Raw genomic sequence first — 21,868 nt, forward strand, 5'->3', positions numbered from 1 at the left:
GTGATATCATTTAGATATCAAAGATAGGAGGTCATTCTGATGACTGAAAAACTAATTAATTCAAAACCAAATGGTGTAGTAGCATTGATACTCATTGAGTTGGCACTCGTACTTGGTGCTTTTATATTTGTAATGGGTGCTGGTTCGGAAAATATTTTTGGAATTATTATCGGTCTTCTCTCTATTGTATTTGCAGCTTTAGCACATGCTGGCTTGAAGATTGTGAAACCTCAGGAAGCTCTGGTTTTGACCCTCTTTGGTAACTATACTGGGACTATCAAAGAACCTGGTTTCTACTTTGTCAATCCCTTTAGCATAGCGGTCAATCCTGCAATCCACACTCGACTCGGACAAAGTGGTGATGTTAGTACAAAATCTCCTTTTTTAGGAACTAAATCATCAAATGGTAATGATGTAAACATTGAAATTGGCAAGAAACAGATTTCCCTCAAAGTCATGACCTTGAGTAATTCTCGCCAAAAAATCAATGATTGCTTAGGAAATCCTGTAGAAATCGGTATCGCGGTAACCTGGAGAGTTGTCGATACCGCTAAGGCAGTATTCAACGTTGATAACTATAAAGAATATCTTTCATTGCAGTGTGATAGCGCCCTCCGTAATATTGTTCGCATCTATCCTTACGATGTGTCTCCTAATGTAGATACTACAGGTGACGGACAAGCAGATGAAGGTAGTCTCCGAGGCTCTAGCGAAATTGTAGCTAACCGTATTCGTGAAGAAATCCAAAGTCGTGTTGAGGATGCTGGTCTGGAAATCCTTGAGGCACGTATCACTTACCTAGCTTATGCGCCAGAAATTGCAGCTGTTATGCTTCAACGCCAACAAGCATCAGCCATTATTGATGCACGTAAAATGATTGTCGATGGAGCTGTAGGAATGGTTGAAATGGCACTAGAGCGGCTCAATGAAGGAGAATTGGTAGAGCTTGACGAAGAACGAAAAGCTACCATGGTTTCAAATCTCCTTGTCGTTCTCTGTGGCAATCATGATGCACAACCAATTGTCAACACAGGAAGTCTTTACTAAAGATGGATGAAGCTAAAAAAAAGCAGATTCCCCTTCGACTATCGAATAAGTTATACGCTGCACTCGCATCATGGGCAGAAGATGACTTTCGATCAGTTAATGGGCAAATTGAATATCTTCTTACGGAATGTGTCAAACAACGAAAAAAAGACGGGAAATACGTCTCAGAAACCATTGATGAACCATTCGAGATTGATATTTAATACTCTTCGAAAATCAAATTCAAACCACGTCAGCTTTATCTGCAACCTCAAAGCTGTGCTTTGAGCAACCTGCGGCTCGCTTCCTAGTTTGCTCTTTGATTTTCATTGAGTATAATCTATTTTCCTATCCAGAAGATTGGATAGGAAAATTTTTTTATCTTTTTTTGTCAAGTAACTTTACTTTACAAAAAAGTTTTGATATACTATTAAAGTTGATGAAAATCAAACCTAACTGAAATTATATCTTAAAAGGAGAAATCAAAATGGCAGTACCTGCACGTCGCACGTCAAAAGCGAAGAAAAACAAACGTCGTACACACTACAAAGTAACAGCACCATCTGTAAACTTTGACGAAACTACTGGGGATTACTCACGTTCTCACCGTGTATCACTTAAAGGATACTACAAAGGACGTAAGATCGCTAAAGCTGCATCAGCTGAATAATAGAAGGGAGATACCATGCGCGTAAATATTACACTTGAACACAAAGAATCTGGTGAACGCTTGTACCTTACTTCTAAAAACAAACGTAACACTCCAGACCGTCTTCAATTGAAGAAATACTCACCAAAACTTCGCAAACACGTTGTGTTTACAGAAGTTAAGTAAGAGTTAACTGATTTTAAACATCTTAAAACCAATGGTTTCGGCCATTGGTTTTAATTTTTAGTAATATTATGGTAAAAAGGTAGCGAGTTTAACTCCCACCACTTTTCTCACTTCTTCTTTTTTGAGAGCGCTTGAAATATGTTATAATAGTTCTAGATTATTTTTTAGGAGGCAAACCGTGGGAAATTTCATTGAGCTAGTCTTTCATCGTTTCTTTTTGGGGATGATAGCTACAGCTTATTTTTGGTTATTGGCACTAGCAGGAGGTGTGATTTTTGGTATAGCGCCAGCTAGTGCGACTCTCATGAGTTTATTTGCAGAACACGGCTATTCTTACCGTTCTTATCGTTTTAAAGAGACTTGGACTCTCTACAAAAGCAATTTTATCAAAAGCAATCTGAGCTTTTATACCTTTTTGGGACTTGATTTGCTCCTGATTTATGGTTTATATCTGATGGTTCAATTGCCGCATCAGACCATTCTCCACTTGGCAGCAACCTTTCTAAATATCTTTTTAGTAGCCTTGGTATTTTTGGCCTATGCGGTATCTTTAAAGTTACAGGTTTATTTTGAATTGTCCTACAAAAATACTCTAAAGCTTGCCTTCATCGGAATTTTTATGAGTTTGTCAGCCATGGCTAAGATTCTTCTTGGAAGTGTATTGTTAGCCATCATTGCCTTCTATATGCCAGCCCTCATCATTTTTGTGGGAATTGGAATGTGGCATTTCTTTATTAGTGATCTATTGGAGCCCGTTTATGAAAACATTCATGAAAAATTGGCGTCCAAATAGAATGAAACAGTTTTGGCTTCATTCGCTCCTTAGAACCTATAGCTGGGTGATGATTGTCATCATTGCCAGTTTTGCCCTTTTGATTTCCTATGTAAACTGGGATAATCGCGAAAAAGAAGCGGAGCAGGTTTCCCAGCGGGTTTTGACTCGGACAGTGAGCGAGGTTGAATATTATTATCGTGAGTCAGCTCGTTTAGCTCAAGATTTAGTAGAAAATCAGGCACGCATCGAAGGGATTTATAAGTACTTTAGCCTCAGCACCCCCGATTATTTTTATTGGCAACTAGAGCGTAAGGCATCGCCTTATATTTCGGTATCCATCTATGAAAATATCGATGATCTCTATGTGCGCAATGATTTTGTAACAGGCGTAGCCATCGTTTTACAGGATTCGACAGAAGTTTATGTCTCCAAAAGAGACAATCGTAGTGGCTATAAACTACCTGCTGAAGGTTTCAAGCCAGAAGCTAATAGTTTTGCCATCCCAGTATCGGACCCAGTATCAGACCTGCCTTTAGGTGTGATCTACATTTCTGTGACTTCTGATGTTTTTTATAAGGCTATTGACAATACCAGAGGAACCATTCCCATCGCTGTGACCATTACCTCCCCTTTTGAAACGGATATGTTTCATCTGGGTGAAAAAAGTGATCGTGAAAATTGGTTGCTTGCTGTAACATCGCATGGCTATCAGGTTCAAGTAGCTGTTCCTAGAGATTATGTACTTAGTGGCAGTATGGCTAGTTCAGGCATCATCCTTGCCCTCAGTGCCCTCTTTATCGTCATTTTATATGCGACTTTGAAGAAGACATTCTCCAAGTATCAAGCACAAGTTGTTGACCTAGTGGAGACAATCCATGATATTGCGCAAGGCGAGCAAGGTAAGCGGATTGATCTTACCAAAAAGGATCAGGAGTTGCTTTTAATTGCGGAAACGACAAATGATATGTTGGACCGACTGGAGAGAAATATCCACGATATTTACCAGCTGGAGCTTAGTCAAAAAGATGCCAATATGCGAGCATTACAAGCTCAGATTAACCCGCATTTTATGTACAATACCCTCGAGTTTTTACGAATGTACGCAGTCATGGCAGATCAGAACGAATTGGCAGATATTATCTACGAATTCAGTAGTCTCTTGCGCAACAACATCTCTGATGAACGCGAAACGACGCTCAAGCAAGAAGTAGAGTTTTGTCGCAAATATAGCTATCTCTGTATGGTTCGCTATCCCAAGTCAATCGCCTATGGTTTTAAAATTGATCCCAAGTTAAAAGAAATGCGGATTCCAAAATTCACCCTCCAGCCCTTGGTGGAGAATTATTTTGCCCATGGAGTTGATCACAGAAGAACGGATAATGTTATCAGTATCAAGGCTTTGAAACAAGAGGGCTATGTCGAAATTTTAGTGGTGGATAATGGTCGCGGGATGTCTGCCGAAAAATTAGCAGAAATTCAAACTAAATTAGCCCAAAGAACCTTTGAACACACAGTCGATTATAGTGGAAAACGACAGTCTATTGGAATCGTCAATGTTCATGAGCGCTTTGTTCTCTATTTTGGGGATCGCTATAACATTAGTGTAGAATCAATGGAACACCAAGGTGTTCGTTATCGAATTACTATTCAGGATGAGGAGAAAGGATAAAGATGTATAAAGTACTATTAGTGGACGACGAGTACATGATTACAGAAGGACTCAAGCGTTTGATTCCTTTTGAAAAATGGGATATGGAAGTCGTCGCTACAGCCAATCATGCTGACGACGCTCTTGACTATGTCCGAGAACATCCTGTGGATATTGTGATATCTGACGTCAACATGCCTGACAAAACAGGACTTGAAATGATTCAGGAAATGAAGGATTTGTTGCCAGATGCTTATTATATCCTACTATCGGGCTATCAAGAATTTGACTACGTCAAAAAAGCCATGAATCTCAGCGTGGTTGATTATCTGGTTAAACCAGTCGATAAGGTCGAGCTAGGACATTTACTTGAAAAAATCGTCACTCAACTTCGTGAGAAGGTTCAAGAGCCAGAAATCTTGAGACAGCAATTAGATGAAGAAGCATTCAAGACTCATCTCACACAAAAAGAAAACTGGTGGATTGGGCTTTCAAAAGAAAAACAAGGGGATTTTGTTATTCCCTACTATGTTCTAGGTCAGGACTGGCAAATTGTCCTTGCAGATCAGGAATTTGAGGGTTTGCTAGTCATGCCTTTTGAAGCTCCTTATCAAATCAACTTTGAAAAGTGGAAGCGTGATGTTGAAAAGACTCTCTTTTATGGATCGGTCAATTTAGATCAGTCTGAAAGTCTCTTTTCTTACTACGAACCTATCTATCGGGTGATTATTCAAGGAAATCTCCAGCAAATTATTGATGAATTGACCTTGCTTGAGAAGATTGTCCTTGAAAACACACCGAGAGTATCTATCACAAAGCAGCTCTTTACCCAGTTTGTCATGGATGTCTTCCATCTTTTTGAACATTTGAAAGCAGACGATATGACAGATATTGTCAAGAACATTCATGCCATTACAACTTTTGAGGATTTAGTCGCTTATACCAAGGAAACCTTGACATCATTCTTCGGTCAATATCGAATGAATGAAAATGTGGTCAGTGTGCTTGAAGTTATTGGTAGAGATTACCAAAAAGAGCTTTCTCTCAAGGATATCAGCAAGGATCTCTTTATCAATCCTGTTTATTTGGGGCAGTTGATCAAGAAGGAAACCAATTCCACCTTTGCAGAGCTTCTCAATAAGCAACGCATCAAGGCGGCCCAGCAACTCTTATTATCTACAAATGATAGTATTGAGGATATCTGCTATACGGTTGGATACAGTAATGTAGGTTATTTCTATAAGGTTTTTCGAAAACTGTGTGGGAAGTCTCCTAAAGCCTACCGTAAACAGGTGGAAACGAACTTGTAACAGTTGTTCTCCTTCGTAAAATATGCTATAATAATTAAAAAATTATGAGGAGGTTACTTTTATGAAAAAGAAACCAATCTATCTTTGGGTATTGCTGATTTTATCAGCCTTACTCTCAGCAATATCGCTATTTGGGCTCATCTCTCCAGTACCTACTGCAGAAAGTATGGGTAATATTGAGTCGTCAGGTGTAGATGCTACTTATGCTAAGGAACTGATTGCCTACACGATTAAAGTAACTGAACATGCCCATTCAATTTTCAACATGATTTTAGTTGTCTTATCAGCTATTTTAGTTGTGGTTGCTTTGGTCTTCCTCGTTCGTAAAAACATCCAGTTGGCTAATTATACCTATATCGGCTATGTCTTTCTAGCTATCCTTGGTTCTATCTACAACTTTGTAGGAGTCCAAGATGCACTTTCACTTTTTACAGACCCTAACGTCCGTATGGGAGCTGAACTAGGTGCTAAAGGTTCTGCTATTTTGGGGATCGTACTCAATGTTATTTTCCTAGCAATCGTCTTCTATAAGATGTGGCGTCAGCAAAAAGAATTAACAGAAGCTCAAGAAGAGGAAGAACTTGCCTAAGAGTTGACAAAGGATAACTATCAAGATACAATCTTGGTAGTTATTTTTTTATGATTCAAAAAAAGGAGGAGAGCATGAAAAAAGTTTCCTTGGTCTACATCAGTCTGAGCGGAAATACGGAGAGTTTCGTAACACGTTTGAAAGCTTATTTGTTGGAGCAGTATGCGAATATTGATGTGGAAAAAATTCATATTAAAGATTTGGTCAAGGAAGAGGAAGCCTTCTTTGAAATGACCAACCCATATGTGGCTTTCCTACCGACTTATCTAGAAGGTGGGAATGGTGTTGATAACGGAGATGTGGAGATTTTGACCACTCCAGTAGGGGATTTTATCGCCTATGGTGACAATGCCAGCAAGTGTTTTGGTGTTGTAGGATCCGGTAATCGTAACTTTAACAACCAATACTGTTTGACGGCTAAACAATACAGCCAACGCTTTGGTTTCCCTGTTCTAGCTGACTTTGAGATGCGTGGTATGCTGGGAGATATCAAGAAGGTTGCAGGGATTATTACGGAACTCTATGAATTAGAAGCCTTGTAAGAGGCCAGATTTTCTGAGGAAGAGTTTTATTCTATGGATAAAGGATTTACTTCAAAAGGGAACAATCGAAATGAGTAAACTACAGAGATCATTTTTAAAGTATATAAAACGCAAACCAAGCTTCAAGGATATTATGCTATGCAGTGCTTTGCTACTCTTAGAGTTCGCTCTGTTGCAGTTCTCCAAGAAATTTCTTGATGAAAGTTTGTCAGCATACGGAACCATGGCATCACTAGGGATTGTTATACTGGTGGGAATCGTAGTTCTCAGGAAAAAATAGAAAAGGACTCGAGAAATGCTATCTCGAATCCTTTTTCATTTTCTGATGTCTTCCACAATTTCCTTTGAAATCATGATTCCCAAACGATATCCTTTATTGATGTAGTCGATGACATCGTTGATATTTTCTGTTGTTTGAATCTTTTCCTTGATAGTAGCTCGAAAAGTTTCATCCTTTAAAAGCTGTTCTTGTAGAAGGCCTTGTAGTTTTTCCTTTTCGTATTTGTTAATGAGAAAAAGAACGACAAGACTGATGACAACTAAAATATAAGCATATTGGCTCATAAAGTCTCTCCCTGTGTGATAAAGAAGTTAATAACAAGAGAAAAGCGAAAAAGATTTTTCGCTTTTCAAGTAATGACAATATAAAATCAGGCAGACGATAGCTAAGCTAAAAAAGTGGTTGTTCTGCCCCTGACTCTAGCACCAAACCAAGATCCGTAATCTAAATAAATCGATGTTATTTTTTTAGATGAATTAGTAAGGCGTTTAGGCAAGTCGCCTTATTTACGACGTCATGGCCCCTAAATTGATTATATTTAGGGGCCATGACTAGTGAAGCAGTTAGCTAGTCCGCATAAAAGCGGCTAGCGTCTAACAATTAGGAACTTTAGTTCCAATTGTTAGTACTGAATCACATCTTCTCTGGTGCTTCTACGCCAAGCAAACGAAGCGCTTCTTTGAGGACAACTGCTGTTGCATAGCTAAGAGCTAGGCGACTGTCGCGTTCTGGACTTTCATCCAAAATACGAGTGTGAGCGTAGTATTTATTAAAGGCTTGAGCCAAGTTGATTGCGTATTTAGCGATAAGAGATGGGTCATAGTTATCAGACGCACGCTTGATGACACGAGCAAAATCTTGAAGCAATTTGATGATTTCCCAGCTCTCAGGATCATTCAAGCTATAGTTGGCATCTGCTTCAGGTTTGAAATCCGCTTTGCGTAAGATAGATTGGATACGAGCGTATGCGTATTGGACATAAGGACCTGTTTCCCCTTCGAAGGAAACCATTGCTTCAAGGTCAAAGTCATAACCGTTTCTACGGTCAGTTTTAAGGTCGTAGAACTTCACAGCTCCAACACCAACAGCTCGAGCAACTTGCTCCTTGTTTTCAAGGTCAGGGTTTTTCGCTTCGATTTGAGCCTTGGCACGGCTGATAGCTTCTTGAAGTGTTGGTTCAAGAAGGATGATGTTTCCTTTACGAGTTGAAAGTTTCTGACGATTCTTAGTTACGAGACCGAAGTCAACGTGAATCATGTCATCACTCCAGTCAAATCCCATTTTCTTCAAGACAGCTTTTAGTTGTTTGAAGTGGTTAGACTGCTCTTGACCAACAGCATAGACGTTCTTAACAAAGTTATAAGTGCGAGCGCGGTAGATAGCAGTTGCGATATCACGGGTGATGTAAAGAGTAGCACCGTCAGATTTTTTGATCATAGCTGGTGGCAATTCAAAATCGTCCAGGTTAACGATGCTAGCACCACGAGATTCTTCTAGCAAACCTTTTTCTTCAAGGATTTGGACAGCTTCATCCATCTTATCATTGTAGAAGGCTTCTCCGTTTAGACTATCAAATTCAACACCCAAGAGTTCATAGATGCGGTTAAATTCTACTAAACTTTCATCACGGAACCATTGCCACAATTGAGTAGCTTCTGGATCGCCATCTTCCAATTTTTTAAACCAGAGACGTCCTTCGTCATCAAGTGCTTGATCAGTTTCGATTTCAGCATTGATGCGCACGTAAAGTTTCAACAGTTCGTCAATCGGATTGGCTTCGACAGCTTCTTTGCTACCCCATTTTTTGTAGGCTACCATAAGAAGACCGAATTGTTTACCCCAGTCACCAAGGTGGTTAATTTTGATAGTGTTGTAGCCCATTTTTTTGAAGATGTTTGAAAGGGCGTCACCGATAACTGTTGAACGCAAGTGACCAACAGAGAATGGTTTTGCAATATTTGGACTTGAAAGGTCAATGGTGATATTTTGCTCTTTGCCTTCATCTTGTTGAGCGTAGTCAGAACCTTTCTCGATGATTTCTTTAATAACCGCTCCAGAAATTGCAGACTTATCAAGGAAAAAGTTTACGTAAGGACCAGTCGCAACAACTTTTTCAAAAGCTTGGCTATTAATTTTTTCAGCAATATCTGCTGCAATCATTTGAGGTGCTTTACGTTCTACTTTTGCTAGAGAGAAGGCTGGGAAGGCGATATCTCCCATGTCAGAGTTTTTTGGTTGTTCTAGTAAATTGAAAATAGCCTCTTGATCCAGGCTATCAATGACGCTAGCCAATTCACTAGCGATCAATTGTTTTGTATTCATTATAGGCTCCTTTGGACTTTTCTTCTATTTTATCACAATTTTAAAGAAAGACGAAATTTTTTTTGAAATATTCGGTTTTTTTGGTATAATGTTCTTATTAAATAGATGAAAATGTTATAAATATTCACTTGAGAGGATGTTATGAGAAAAAGAGAACGTCATCAGTTGATCAAGCAGATGATCACTGAGGAGAAGCTAGGAACTCAAAAGGAGATTCAAGATCGGTTGGAAGCACGTAATGTTTTTGTGACGCAAACGACATTGTCGCGTGACCTTCGCGAACTGGGCTTGACCAAGGTTAAGAAAAATGATAAGGTCTACTACGTACTAGCAAATGAGACAGAGAAGATTGACCTGGTTGAGTTTTTATCCCATCATTTGGAAGGTGTAGCAAGAGCTGAGTTTACCTTAGTTTTGCACACAAAATTGGGTGAAGCCGCAGTTTTAGCCAATGTTGTCGATGCCAACAAGGATGAATGGATTTTAGGGACAGTTGCGGGTGCCAATACTCTCTTGGTAATCTGCCGAGATCAGCATGTTGCTAAACTCATGGAAGATCGTTTGTTAGATTTGATGAAGGATAGATAAGGAGGTTGGGACAAAAGTCCTAGCCTCTCAATTGTCTTTGGATTGTCGAGCAAGACGCAGTGGTTGAGTGGGCTCTACTACGCTGATTTCATCAGCTTTTACAGCCCTACTCAACTGTGCGGAGGTGGGACGACGAAATCGAATTCTAACGAATTACCGATTTCTGTCCCACTCTCTATTTTTAACAAGGAGAGAATGGATGACGACAGAAAAATTATCACCAGGCATGCAACAGTATGTGGATATCAAAAAACAATATCCAGATGCTTTTTTGCTCTTTCGTATGGGTGATTTTTATGAGTTATTTTACGAAGATGCAGTCAATGCTGCACAGATACTAGAAATTTCACTAACCAGTCGCAATAAGAATGCTGACAATCCTATTCCCATGGCTGGAGTTCCCTATCATTCTGCCCAACAGTATATCGATGTTTTAGTGGAGCGTGGTTACAAGGTTGCCATCGCTGAACAGATGGAGGATCCTAAGCAGGCTGTTGGTGTTGTGAAACGCGAGGTTGTGCAGGTGATTACACCTGGCACAGTCGTCGATAGTAGTAAGCCAGATAGTCAAAACAACTTTTTGGTAGCCATCGACCGTGATGGTCAGCAGTTTGGCTTGGCTTACATGGACCTGGTGACGGGTGATTTCTATGTGACAGGCTTATTGGATTTTACCCTGGTCTGTGGTGAAATCCGTAATCTCAAGGCCAGGGAAGTCGTTATCGGCTATGCCTTAACCGAAGAGGAAGAACAGATTCTCGGCCGTCAAATGAATTTGGTGCTTTCTTATGAGAAAGAATTATTTGAAGACATACATCTGCTGGATCCACAATTGGCACCCGTTGAACAAGCTGCCAGCAGTAAGCTTCTTCAGTATGTTCATCGGACTCAGATGAGAGAGCTCAACCACTTGAAGCCAGTTGTTCGCTATGAGATCAAGGATTTCTTGCAGATGGATTATGCGACCAAGGCTAGTTTAGATCTAGTAGAAAATGCTCGCTCAGGTAAGAAACAAGGCAGTCTTTTCTGGTTGCTGGATGAGACTAAGACTGCCATGGGAATGCGTCTTTTGCGCTCTTGGATCCACCGTCCCTTGATTGACAAGGATCGTATCCTTGAACGTCAGGAGGTTGTACAGGTCTTTCTGGATTATTTCTTTGAACGTAGTGATTTGACAGAAAGCCTAAAGGGAGTCTACGATATCGAGCGTCTGGCTAGTCGAGTATCTTTTGGCAAAAGCAACCCTAAAGACCTCTTGCAATTAGCGACTACCTTGGGCAGTGTTCCAAGAATTCGAGCAATTTTAGAAGGAATGGAGCAACCAGCTCTTGCCTATCTAATTGAACAACTTGATGCTATCCCTGAGTTGGAAAATCTCATTAGCGCAGCCATTGCTCCAGAGGCACCTCATGTGATTACCGAAGGAGGTATTATTCGGACGGGCTTTGATGAAACCTTGGATAAATACCGTCGTGTGCTGAGAGAAGGAACTAGCTGGATTGCTGAAATTGAGGCCAAGGAGAGAGAAAACTCTGGTATCAATACTCTCAAGATTGATTACAATAAAAAAGACGGTTACTATTTCCATGTGACCAACTCGCAGCTCGGTAATGTTCCAGCCCACTTTTTCCGCAAGGCTACTCTGAAAAATTCGGAACGTTTTGGGACAGAGGAGTTGGCGCGTATCGAGGGAGAAATGTTAGAGGCGCGTGAGAAATCCGCAAACCTAGAGTACGAAATTTTTATGCGAATCCGTGAGGAGGTTGGCAAGTATATCCAACGCCTACAAGCCCTAGCCCAAGGAATCGCTACTGTCGATGTCTTGCAAGGTTTGGCAGTAGTAGCAGAAAATCAGCACTTGATTCGACCAGAATTTACACAAGATTCACGAATTGATATCCAAAAAGGTCGTCATGCTGTTGTTGAAAAGGTCATGGGAGCGCAGACTTACATTCCAAATAGTATTCAAATGTCTGAGGATACCAGCATCCAACTGATTACAGGGCCTAATATGAGCGGGAAGTCAACCTATATGCGCCAGCTAGCTATGACAGCAGTCATGGCCCAGATGGGTTCTTATGTTCCAGCTGAGAGTGCTCACTTGCCAATCTTTGATGCAATTTTTACCCGTATCGGGGCAGCAGATGACTTGGTTTCAGGCCAGTCCACTTTTATGGTCGAGATGATGGAAGCTAATAATGCCATTTCTCATGCGACTGAGCACTCTCTCATTCTTTTTGATGAGCTAGGCCGTGGAACCGCAACCTATGATGGCATGGCCCTGGCCCAAGCGATTATCGAGTATATCCATGAACATATCGGAGCCAAGACTCTCTTTGCAACTCACTACCATGAATTGACTAGCTTAGAATCTAGCCTGGAACATCTGGTTAATGTCCACGTGGCTACGCTGGAGCAAAATGGTCAGGTTACCTTCCTTCACAAGATCGAAGCAGGACCAGCAGACAAATCATACGGTATTCACGTTGCTAAGATTGCAGGGTTACCGACAGATTTGCTAGTAAGGGCAGATGCAATATTAACGCAATTAGAGAACCAAGGTCAGGAAAGTCCTGCTCCAATGAAACAAACACATGCAGTTTCTGAACAAATTTCCCTATTTGACTCAGCGGAAGAAAATCCTATCCTAGCAGAATTGGCTAAAGTAGATGTGTACAATATGACACCGATGCAGGCCATGAATCTCTTGTTAGAGCTGAAGCAAAAATTATAAGCAAAAACCCACTCCGTTTTGTGAGTGGGTTTTTAGGTATTATTTTTTATGAGCCAATAGTTGATTGATGTGTGCAACCTTTTTAGATTCTCTCTTGTAGAGAACAATCCAGATGATGAGGTAGACGATTGCAAACTCTGGGATGAGTTGAAGGATGAAAGTCCAGCGAAGTGGAAACCAACCTGCCAGGATTGCTAGAGGTACAAAACCTAGCAACATAAGGAAGAAGTGAGTGACAGTCGCACGAAGAAGGCTCCAATCTTGAGCGAATAGACGACCGCCAAAACTAAAGAGGACTCCAATCGCTGCCCAGATAAGCAGACAGTAAAGTAAGACGAGTGATCCATGCACCTGATGTTGGGTCATGAATTGACCAATCAAAGAGTTGGGGCTGAGAGGTGCGTAGTTGCTTGGTGAGTGGATAAAAGAAAAGATAATAGATAGGATGAGGCCGATGAGGATACCAGTTGTGGCATCGTGAAATACTTGTTTTTTCATAGTTCTAATTTCTCCTTAATAGCTTTGAGGTAACGGCGAGATGAGTAGGTGAAACTGTCGTTTTTAAGATAAATTTCAATCAAGCCGTTAGAGGTTAGTTTAAGATGACTGATAGCATCAATGTTGACAATTTCCGATTGGGAAATTTGGATAAAGGAAGCAGGTAGAATTTCACTTGCTTGGTAAAGGCGAATGTCTAGAGTGTAGGTTCGACCATCAGTTTCAGCTAAGATTTTACGATTTTCAATATATATACGTTGAATCTTACTAATCTGAATCAAGTAAACCTGATCTTGGAATTTTCCTTTAAGCGTTTCGTTTTGATCCAGAGATTGAACAAAGTTTTGAACTTTTTGAACTCTAGGGGACAAAGATGGTGCTTCTATGATGATTTGTTCTTCGGCGTATTGTTGATCAATGTCAAGTCTAACTTTCATAATTTCTCCTTTCTTTATAAAATTGTAATAGAGATCTCTTGCTTACAAATCTATTAAACACCATTTTCTTGGCAATTACAAGAAGCTTTGTCTATGTGGTCGGTTGAAGAGCCTATCTGGTAGGTGACCGTTTTCATAGAATTTTTAGAGTAAAGAAGTCAAAAAATAAGAAGAAATATATTGACAAAAATAGAAAAAACGTGGTACAATAATAGACGGTACTTTTTACTTTTGGTCTCTCAAGAGTGTACAGGGACGTGCTGACAAATGTTGCAAAAGTACACACAGATGATAGCTGTCACCAAGTGTATCATCACCAAAAATAAAAAAACACAGGAGAATGTAGATGCCTACAATTAACCAATTGGTTCGCAAACCGCGTAAATCAAAAGTAGAAAAATCTAAATCACCAGCTTTGAACGTTGGTTACAACAGTCATAAAAAAGTTCAAACAAACGTTTCTTCACCACAAAAACGTGGTGTTGCAACTCGTGTTGGAACAATGACACCTAAAAAACCTAACTCTGCCCTTCGTAAATTTGCTCGTGTACGTTTGAGCAACCTTATCGAAGTTACTGCCTACATCCCAGGTATCGGACACAACTTGCAAGAGCACAGCGTGGTGCTTCTTCGCGGTGGACGTGTAAAAGACCTTCCAGGGGTACGTTACCATATCGTCCGTGGTGCACTTGATACTGCAGGTGTTAACGATCGTAAACAAGGCCGTTCTAAATACGGTACTAAACGTCCGAAAAAAGCATAAGGAAAGGGGATAAAGAGAAATGAGTCGTAAAAATAGAGCTCCAAAACGTGACGTATTGCCAGATCCGCTTTACAATTCACAATTAGTTACTCGTCTTATCAACCGCGTTATGCTTGACGGTAAACGTGGTACAGCTGCTTCAATCGTTTACGGTGCTTTTGAACAAATCAAAGAAGTTACTGGTAACGATGCACTTGAAGTATTTGAAACAGCTATGGAAAACATCATGCCTGTACTTGAAGTACGTGCACGTCGTGTCGGTGGTTCTAACTACCAAGTCCCAGTTGAAGTTCGTCCAGAACGTCGTACAACACTTGGACTTCGTTGGTTGGTAACAATCGCTCGCCTTCGTGGTGAACACACAATGCAAGACCGTCTTGCAAAAGAAATCTTGGATGCTGCTAACAACACTGGTGCAGCTGTTAAGAAACGTGAAGACACTCACCGTATGGCTGAAGCTAACCGTGCCTTCGCACACTTCCGTTGGTAATATAGGATGCGAAAGCGTTAAGAAAGTCCCAGAGAAAATAGGGAATCGAAGCAGGTTGCGATTGCAACCAATGAGATTCATCTTTTTCTCCAGACTTTTAGCTTGAGCTCAACTAGATTATGATACTAAGAGCGGCAAAGGCCCAAGGCAAAAATAGGAAACTGATGCAGTGTTCCGTGAACACAAAGCAGTTTATCTTTTTTGCACCGGGCCTCGCTCGGGTTCAAATCAGTTAACTTGAGCTTTTAGCCCGGGTTCAATTTAGCTCGGTCAGCTCTTAGCTATAACTCAACTTACCATTTCGTAAGTTGAAACCAACAATAACAAGATAAACATTGAGAACGGGTAGGTCCTGCCTATCCGTTTTTATTAAATCGTGTTATAATAGAATAGAAATAAAAAAATATAGGAGAAACAAACCTCATGGCACGCGAATTTTCACTTGAAAAAACTCGTAATATCGGTATCATGGCTCACGTCGATGCCGGTAAAACAACTACAACTGAGCGTATTCTTTACTACACTGGTAAAATCCACAAAATCGGTGAAACTCACGAAGGTGCGTCACAAATGGACTGGATGGAGCAAGAGCAAGAACGTGGTATCACTATCACATCTGCTGCGACAACAGCTCAATGGAACAACCACCGCGTAAACATCATCGACACACCAGGACACGTGGACTTCACAATTGAAGTACAACGTTCTCTTCGTGTATTGGACGGTGCGGTTACAGTTCTTGACTCACAATCAGGTGTTGAGCCTCAAACTGAAACAGTTTGGCGTCAAGCAACTGAGTACGGAGTTCCACGTATCGTATTTGCCAACAAAATGGACAAAATCGGTGCTGACTTCCTTTACTCAGTAAGCACACTTCACGATCGTCTTCAAGCAAATGCACACCCAATTCAATTGCCAATCGGTTCTGAAGATGACTTCCGTGGGATCATCGACTTGATCAAGATGAAGGCTGAAATCTATACTAACGACCTTGGTACAGATATCCTTGAAGAAGATATTCCAGCTGAATACCTTGACCAAGCTCAAGAATACCGTGAAAAATTGGTTGAAGCAGTTGCTGAAACTGATGAATACTTGATGATGAAATACCTTGAAGGTGAAGAAATCACTAACGAAGAATTGAAAGCTGGTATCCGTAAAGCGACTATCAACGTTGAATTCTTCCCAGTATTGTGTGGTTCTGCCTTCAAGAACAAAGGTGTTCAATTGATGCTTGATGCGGTTATCGACTACCTTCCAAGCCCACTTGATATCCCAGCGATCAAAGGTATCAACCCAGATACAGAAGAAGAAGAAACTCGTCCAGCATCTGATGAAGAGCCATTTGCAGCTCTTGCCTTCAAGATCATGACTGACCCATTCGTAGGTCGTTTGACATTCTTCCGTGTTTACTCAGGTGTTCTTCAATCAGGTTCTTACGTATTGAACACTTCTAAAGGTAAACGTGAACGTATCGGACGTATCCTTCAAATGCACGCTAACAGCCGTCAAGAAATCGACACTGTTTACTCAGGTGATATCGCTGCTGCCGTTGGTTTGAAAGATACTACAACTGGTGACTCATTGACAGATGAAAAAGCTAAAATCATCCTTGAGTCAATTAACGTTCCAGAACCAGTTATCCAATTGATGGTTGAGCCTAAATCTAAAGCAGACCAAGACAAGATGGGTATCGCCCTTCAAAAATTGGCTGAAGAAGATCCAACATTCCGCGTTGAAACTAACGTTGAAACTGGTGAAACAGTTATCTCTGGTATGGGTGAGCTTCACCTTGACGTCCTTGTTGACCGTATGCGTCGTGAGTTCAAAGTTGAAGCGAACGTAGGTGCTCCTCAAGTATCTTACCGTGAAACATTCCGCGCTTCTACTCAAGCACGTGGATTCTTCAAACGTCAGTCTGGTGGTAAAGGTCAATTCGGTGATGTATGGATTGAATTTACTCCAAACGAAGAAGGAAAAGGATTCGAATTCGAAAACGCAATCGTCGGTGGTGTGGTTCCTCGTGAATTTATCCCAGCGGTTGAAAAAGGTTTGGTAGAATCTATGGCTAACGGTGTTCTTGCAGGTTACCCAATGGTTGACGTTAAAGCTAAGCTTTATGATGGTTCATACCACGATGTCGACTCATCTGAAACTGCCTTCAAGATCGCTGCATCTCTTGCACTTAAAGAAGCTGCTAAGACTGCACAACCAGCAATCCTTGAACCAATGATGCTTGTAACAATCACTGTTCCAGAAGAAAACCTTGGTGATGTTATGGGTCACGTAACTGCTCGTCGTGGACGTGTAGATGGTATGGAAGCACACGGTAACAGCCAAATCGTTCGTGCTTACGTTCCACTTGCTGAAATGTTCGGTTACGCAACAGTTCTTCGTTCTGCATCACAAGGACGTGGTACATTCATGATGGTATTCGACCACTACGAAGATGTACCTAAGTCAGTACAAGAAGAAATCATTAAGAAAAACAAAGGTGAAGAATAATTCACTGTCACTTTAAAAGAAGTCACTTTGTGGCTTCTTTTTCTGTTTGGTAGAAATAGGTAAAAGTGCCTCAAATATGGTAAAATAGAAGGAGTATATTGTGAGGAAAATGGATGTCAACCACTTTTGAAATTTTAATGAATCAGTTGGGAATCCCCGCTGAAATGAGAAATCATGAGGCCTTCTCTCAGGCTGAAATAGAACAAGTCATTGTTCATAAACGAAGCAAAGTTTGGGAGTTTCATTTTGTTTTTGAAAATATCTTGCCTTTTGAACTTTTTCTAGAGTTGAAAAGAGGCTTGAAAGAAGAATTCTCAAAAACGGGAAATCAGGCTAGTTTTGAGATAAAAACGAGAAATCAGGAATTTTCTAGAGAACTTTTACAAGCCTACTATCGAGAGGCTTTTTCGGATGGTCCTTGCGCTAGTCAAGGTTTTCGTTCTATATATCAGAATTTTCAGGTTCGCTTTGAAAATGACCAGTTAATCATTGAAGCTTCTGAGGCGGCAGATACAGAGCATTTTAAAAAAAATCATCTGCCAAATCTTAGCAAACAGTTGGAACTTTTTGGATTTCCTAAACTTTCTTGCATCTTAGAAAAAAATGAAGAGCTTACAAGGGAAGAGCAAGAGGCCTTTCAGACGGAAAATCAAATGATTATCCAAGCTGCTAATGAAGAAACACTTCGGGCTATGGAACAATTGGAACAGATGGCGCCGCCTCCTCCAGTTGAGGATAAGCCTGTCTTTGATTTCCAAGCTAAGAAAGCAGCTGCCAAGCCAAAACTAGACAAGGCAGAGATTACTCCTATGATTGAGGTTAATACTGAGGAAAATCGTCTGGTTTTTGAAGGAGTTGTCTTTGATGTCGAGCAGAAGGTGACTAGAACAGGTCGTGTTTTGATTAACTTCAAGATGACAGACTACACTTCTAGCTTCTCCATGCAAAAATGGGTCAAGAACGAAGAAGAAGCTCTGAAGTTTGACATGATCAAGAAAAATTCTTGGCTCCGTGTTCGTGGAAATGTTGAAGTAAATAATTTTACGCGAGACTTGACCATGAATGTACAGGACGTTCAGGAAGTCGTCCACTATGAACGGAAAGACTTGATGCCAGAGGGAGAGCGTCGTGTTGAGTTCCATGCCCATACCAATATGTCGACCATGGATGCTCTTCCTGAAGTCGAAGAAATCGTTGGAACAGCAGCCAAATGGGGTCATAAAGCGGTAGCAATCACGGACCATGGGAATGTTCAATCCTTCCCTCATGGCTATAAGGCGGCTAAGAAAGCTGGAATCCAGCTGATCTATGGGATGGAAGCCAATATCGTAGAAGACCGTGTTCCTATCGTCTATAACGAAGTTGAGATGGATCTTTCTGAAGCGACCTATGTAGTCTTTGACGTGGAAACGACTGGTCTATCTGCTATCTATAATGATTTGATTCAGGTGGCGGCTTCTAAGATGTATAAGGGAAATATCGTCGCTGAATTTGATGAATTTATCAATCCTAGGCACCCCTTATCAGCCTTTACAACTGAATTGACAGGAATTACGGATGAGCATGTGAAAAATGCCAAACCCTTGGTCCAAGTTCTGAAAGAATTCCAAGAATTCTGTAAAGATACCGTTCTTGTAGCCCACAATGCAAGCTTTGACGTTGGTTTTATGAATGCCAACTATGAGCGTCACGGTCTTCCAAAAATTACTCAACCTGTCATCGATACGCTAGAGTTTGCTAGAAATCTCTATCCTGAGTATAAACGTCATGGTCTAGGACCTTTGACTAAACGTTTTGGTGTAGCTCTAGAACACCACCATATGGCCAACTATGATGCGGAAGCAACTGGCCGTCTGCTCTTTATCTTTATCAAAGAAGTAGCAGAAAAACACGGTGTGACAGATTTGGCACGATTAAACCTTGATTTAATCAGTCCAGATTCTTATAAAAAAGCTCGCGTCAAGCATGCAACTATCTATGTGAAAAATCAGGTGGGCTTGAAAAATATCTTTAAGCTGGTATCTCTGTCAAATACCCAGTATTTTGAAGGAGTACCACGAATTCCACGTACGGTACTGGATGCCCATCGAGAAGGTTTAATCTTGGGTTCTGCTTGTACAGAAGGGGAAGTCTTTGATGCAGTCGTATCACAAGGTGTTGATGCAGCGGTCGAAGTTGCTAAATACTATGACTTTATCGAGGTGATGCCTCCGGCAATCTATGCACCTCTGATTGCCAAAGAGCAGGTCAAGGACATGGAGGAGCTCCAAACCATCATCAAGAGTTTGATAGAGGTTGGAGATCGTCTCGGTAAGCCAGTTCTTGCGACAGGAAATGTCCACTATCTCGAACCCGAGGATGAAATTTATCGAGAAATCATCGTCCGCAGTCTGGGGCAGGGAGCAATGATTAACCGAACGATCGGTCACGGAGAAGCTGCCCAACCAGCTCCGCTACCAAAGGCACATTTTAGAACGACTAATGAAATGTTGGATGAGTTTGCCTTTCTAGGGGAAGACTTGGCTCGCAAGCTTGTCATTGAAAATACCAATGCCTTGGCAGAAATCTTTGAGCCTGTCGAGGTCGTTAAAGGCGACTTGTATACACCTTTCATTGACAAGGCTGAAGAAACGGTCGCTGAATTGACCTACAAGAAAGCTTTTGAGATTTATGGAAATCCGCTGCCAGATATTGTCGATTTGCGGATTGAAAAAGAACTAACCTCTATTCTGGGGAATGGATTTGCTGTGATTTATCTAGCTTCACAGATGCTAGTGCACCGTTCAAACGAACGAGGCTACTTGGTTGGTTCACGTGGGTCTGTTGGATCCAGTTTCGTTGCGACCATGATTGGAATTACCGAGGTTAATCCGCTTTCTCCTCACTATGTCTGTGGTCAGTGTCAGTACAGTGAATTTATCACGGATGGTTCCTACGGTTCAGGCTTTGATATGCCAGATAAAGACTGTCCAAACTGTGGCCACAAGCTCAGCAAGAATGGACAGGACATTCCTTTCGAGACCTTCCTTGGTTTTGATGGGGATAAGGTACCTGATATCGATTTGAACTTCTCAGGTGAAGACCAGCCGAGCGCCCACTTGGATGTTCGTGATATCTTTGGGGAAGAATATGCCTTCCGTGCAGGAACGGTTGGTACGGTGGCTGCTAAGACAGCCTATGGATTTGTCAAGGGTTACGAGCGTGACTATGGCAAATTCTACCGAGAAGCTGAAGTAGAACGCCTAGCCCAAGGAGCTGCTGGTGTCAAACGGACGACCGGTCAGCACCCAGGAGGAATCGTTGTTATCCCTAATTATATGGATGTCTATGACTTTACTCCAGTACAGTATCCTGCAGATGATGTAACGGCTGAATGGCAGACCACTCACTTTAACTTCCACGATATCGATGAGAACGTCCTCAAGCTCGATGTCCTTGGACATGATGATCCGACTATGATTCGCAAGCTCCAGGACTTGTCAGGCATTGATCCAAATGATATTCCTATGGATGATCCTGATGTCATGGCTCTCTTTTCGGGAACCGATATTCTGGGAGTGACGCCTGAACAAATTGGGACTTCGACTGGTATGCTTGGTATTCCAGAGTTTGGAACTAACTTTGTTCGAGGCATGGTGGATGAAACCCATCCGACGACCTTTGCAGAGTTACTTCAGCTTTCTGGGCTGTCTCACGGTACCGATGTATGGTTGGGAAATGCCCAAGATTTGATTAAGGCTGGAATAGCGGACCTATCAACCGTTATCGGATGTCGGGATGACATCATGGTTTACCTCATGCACGCAGGTTTAGATCCTAAGATGGCCTTTACCATCATGGAGCGAGTGCGTAAGGGATTGTGGCTCAAAATATCAGAAGAAGAGCGCAATGGTTATATCGAAGCCATGAAGGCCAATAATGTGCCTGAGTGGTATATCGAATCTTGTGGAAAAATCAAGTACATGTTCCCTAAAGCCCATGCGGCAGCCTACGTTATGATGGCCCTTCGTGTAGCCTACTTCAAGGTCCACCATCCAATTTATTATTACTGTGCATACTTCTCCATCCGTGCCAAGGCCTTTGATATCAAGACCATGGGTGCAGGCTTGGATGCCATCAAACGCAAGATGCAAGAAATTGCTGAAAAGCGTAAGAACAATGAAGCTTCTAACGTAGAAATTGACCTCTACACAACACTTGAAATCGTCAATGAGATGTGGGAACGTGGCTTTAAGTTCGGCAAATTGGACCTCTATCGCAGTGATGCAACTGAATTCATCATCGATGGAGACACCCTTATCCCACCGTTTGTCGCTATGGATGGACTAGGAGAGAACGTTGCCAAACAATTGGTTCGTGCCCGTCAAGAGGGAGAATTCCTCTCTAAAACAGAACTCCGCAAGCGTGGTGGACTCTCATCAACCTTGGTTGAAAAGATGGATGAAATGGGCATTCTCGGCAATATGCCAGAGGATAACCAGTTGAGCTTGTTTGATGATTTGTTTTAAGAGGTAGAACGGAGGATA

19 protein-coding genes are annotated in these 21,868 nt (G+C 41.4%); 15 read left to right on the forward strand and 4 right to left on the reverse strand.

The window, feature by feature from the left end; genetic code table 11:
• Nucleotides 1-39: 39 nt before the first annotated feature.
• The 9 genes from QM874_RS04420 to nrdI all read left to right on the forward strand — a co-directional run bounded on the left by QM874_RS04420 (nt 40) and on the right by nrdI (nt 6,725).
• The gene (locus QM874_RS04420) at nt 40-1,047 is read left to right on the forward strand and encodes an SPFH domain-containing protein (RefSeq protein WP_414316367.1); all 1,008 of its coding nucleotides are present in this window, start codon (nt 40-42) and stop codon (nt 1,045-1,047) included.
• Nucleotides 1,048-1,049: 2 nt separating this feature from the next.
• Nucleotides 1,050-1,250 carry a PTS ascorbate transporter subunit IIC gene (locus tag QM874_RS04425; RefSeq protein ID WP_414316368.1) on the forward strand — a complete coding sequence of 67 codons (201 nt, stop codon included), beginning with the start codon at nt 1,050-1,052 and terminating at the stop codon, nt 1,248-1,250.
• 263 nt (nt 1,251-1,513) lie between these two features.
• Nucleotides 1,514-1,696, forward strand: a complete 183-nt coding sequence (gene rpmF, locus QM874_RS04430) for a 50S ribosomal protein L32 (protein WP_000290417.1) — start codon at nt 1,514-1,516, stop codon at nt 1,694-1,696.
• Nucleotides 1,697-1,711: 15 nt separating this feature from the next.
• Nucleotides 1,712-1,861 carry a 50S ribosomal protein L33 gene (rpmG, locus tag QM874_RS04435; protein WP_001265622.1) on the forward strand — a complete coding sequence of 50 codons (150 nt, stop codon included), beginning with the start codon at nt 1,712-1,714 and terminating at the stop codon, nt 1,859-1,861.
• 178 nt (nt 1,862-2,039) lie between these two features.
• On the forward strand, nt 2,040-2,654 hold the full coding sequence (locus tag QM874_RS04440; protein WP_414316369.1) for a YesL family protein: 615 nt from the start codon (nt 2,040-2,042) through the stop codon (nt 2,652-2,654).
• Complete coding sequence (locus QM874_RS04445) at nt 2,632-4,305, forward strand: sensor histidine kinase (protein ID WP_414316453.1); 1,674 nt, start codon at nt 2,632-2,634, stop codon at nt 4,303-4,305. Before QM874_RS04440 ends, QM874_RS04445 begins: the two co-directional genes overlap by 23 nt.
• Nucleotides 4,306-4,307: 2 nt before the next feature.
• Nucleotides 4,308-5,594 carry a response regulator gene (locus QM874_RS04450; protein WP_414316370.1) on the forward strand — a complete coding sequence of 429 codons (1,287 nt, stop codon included), beginning with the start codon at nt 4,308-4,310 and terminating at the stop codon, nt 5,592-5,594.
• A 61-nt stretch (nt 5,595-5,655) separates the two neighbouring features.
• Entirely contained in the window at nt 5,656-6,183 is a 528-nt protein-coding gene (locus QM874_RS04455; protein WP_414316371.1) for an ABC transporter permease, read from the forward strand.
• 74 nt (nt 6,184-6,257) lie between these two features.
• Entirely contained in the window at nt 6,258-6,725 is a 468-nt protein-coding gene (gene nrdI / locus QM874_RS04460) for a class Ib ribonucleoside-diphosphate reductase assembly flavoprotein NrdI (RefSeq protein WP_414316372.1), read from the forward strand.
• A gap of 315 nt (nt 6,726-7,040) precedes the next feature.
• Here the strand turns inward: nrdI and QM874_RS04465 are convergent, their stop codons facing one another.
• Both QM874_RS04465 and argS read right to left on the reverse strand, forming a co-directional pair.
• Nucleotides 7,041-7,289 carry a MarR family transcriptional regulator gene (locus QM874_RS04465; protein WP_414270728.1) on the reverse strand — a complete coding sequence of 83 codons (249 nt, stop codon included), beginning with the start codon at nt 7,287-7,289 and terminating at the stop codon, nt 7,041-7,043.
• A 349-nt stretch (nt 7,290-7,638) separates the two neighbouring features.
• Nucleotides 7,639-9,327, reverse strand: coding sequence for an arginine--tRNA ligase (gene argS / locus QM874_RS04470; RefSeq protein ID WP_414316373.1), 1,689 nt, complete (start codon nt 9,325-9,327; stop codon nt 7,639-7,641).
• A 141-nt stretch (nt 9,328-9,468) separates the two neighbouring features.
• On the opposite strand from argS, the gene argR reads away from it, so the two are divergent.
• Nucleotides 9,469-9,915, forward strand: coding sequence for an arginine repressor (gene argR / locus QM874_RS04475; protein ID WP_001231485.1), 447 nt, complete (start codon nt 9,469-9,471; stop codon nt 9,913-9,915).
• A gap of 199 nt (nt 9,916-10,114) precedes the next feature.
• Nucleotides 10,115-12,649 (forward strand): DNA mismatch repair protein MutS, encoded by a 2,535-nt coding sequence (gene mutS / locus QM874_RS04480; protein ID WP_414316374.1) that lies wholly within the window; start codon nt 10,115-10,117, stop codon nt 12,647-12,649.
• Nucleotides 12,650-12,688: 39 nt separating this feature from the next.
• Here mutS and QM874_RS04485 read toward each other — a convergent pair whose 3' ends face one another.
• Together QM874_RS04485 and QM874_RS04490 are read right to left on the reverse strand one after the other, a co-directional pair.
• Nucleotides 12,689-13,147, reverse strand: a complete 459-nt coding sequence (locus QM874_RS04485) for a DUF3021 domain-containing protein (RefSeq protein WP_414316375.1) — start codon at nt 13,145-13,147, stop codon at nt 12,689-12,691.
• Entirely contained in the window at nt 13,144-13,584 is a 441-nt protein-coding gene (locus QM874_RS04490; RefSeq protein ID WP_414316376.1) for a LytTR family DNA-binding domain-containing protein, read from the reverse strand. The genes QM874_RS04485 and QM874_RS04490 overlap by 4 nt, the downstream gene beginning before the upstream one ends.
• 346 nt (nt 13,585-13,930) lie before the next feature.
• On the opposite strand from QM874_RS04490, the gene rpsL reads away from it, so the two are divergent.
• From rpsL to QM874_RS04510, 4 genes are all read left to right on the forward strand, one after another.
• Nucleotides 13,931-14,347: a 30S ribosomal protein S12 gene (gene rpsL / locus QM874_RS04495; protein ID WP_001142333.1), complete on the forward strand. Its 417-nt coding sequence runs from the start codon at nt 13,931-13,933 to the stop codon at nt 14,345-14,347.
• 19 nt (nt 14,348-14,366) lie between these two features.
• Nucleotides 14,367-14,837: a 30S ribosomal protein S7 gene (gene rpsG, locus QM874_RS04500; RefSeq protein WP_000087876.1), complete on the forward strand. Its 471-nt coding sequence runs from the start codon at nt 14,367-14,369 to the stop codon at nt 14,835-14,837.
• Nucleotides 14,838-15,260: 423 nt separating this feature from the next.
• Nucleotides 15,261-17,342, forward strand: a complete 2,082-nt coding sequence (gene fusA, locus QM874_RS04505; protein WP_414316377.1) for an elongation factor G — start codon at nt 15,261-15,263, stop codon at nt 17,340-17,342.
• Nucleotides 17,343-17,455: 113 nt separating this feature from the next.
• Entirely contained in the window at nt 17,456-21,850 is a 4,395-nt protein-coding gene (locus tag QM874_RS04510) for a PolC-type DNA polymerase III (RefSeq protein WP_414316378.1), read from the forward strand.
• Nucleotides 21,851-21,868: the final 18 nt, after the last annotated feature.

The sequence above is a fragment of the Streptococcus infantis genome (assembly GCF_047463615.1).
Classification (GTDB): domain Bacteria; phylum Bacillota; class Bacilli; order Lactobacillales; family Streptococcaceae; genus Streptococcus; species Streptococcus infantis_X.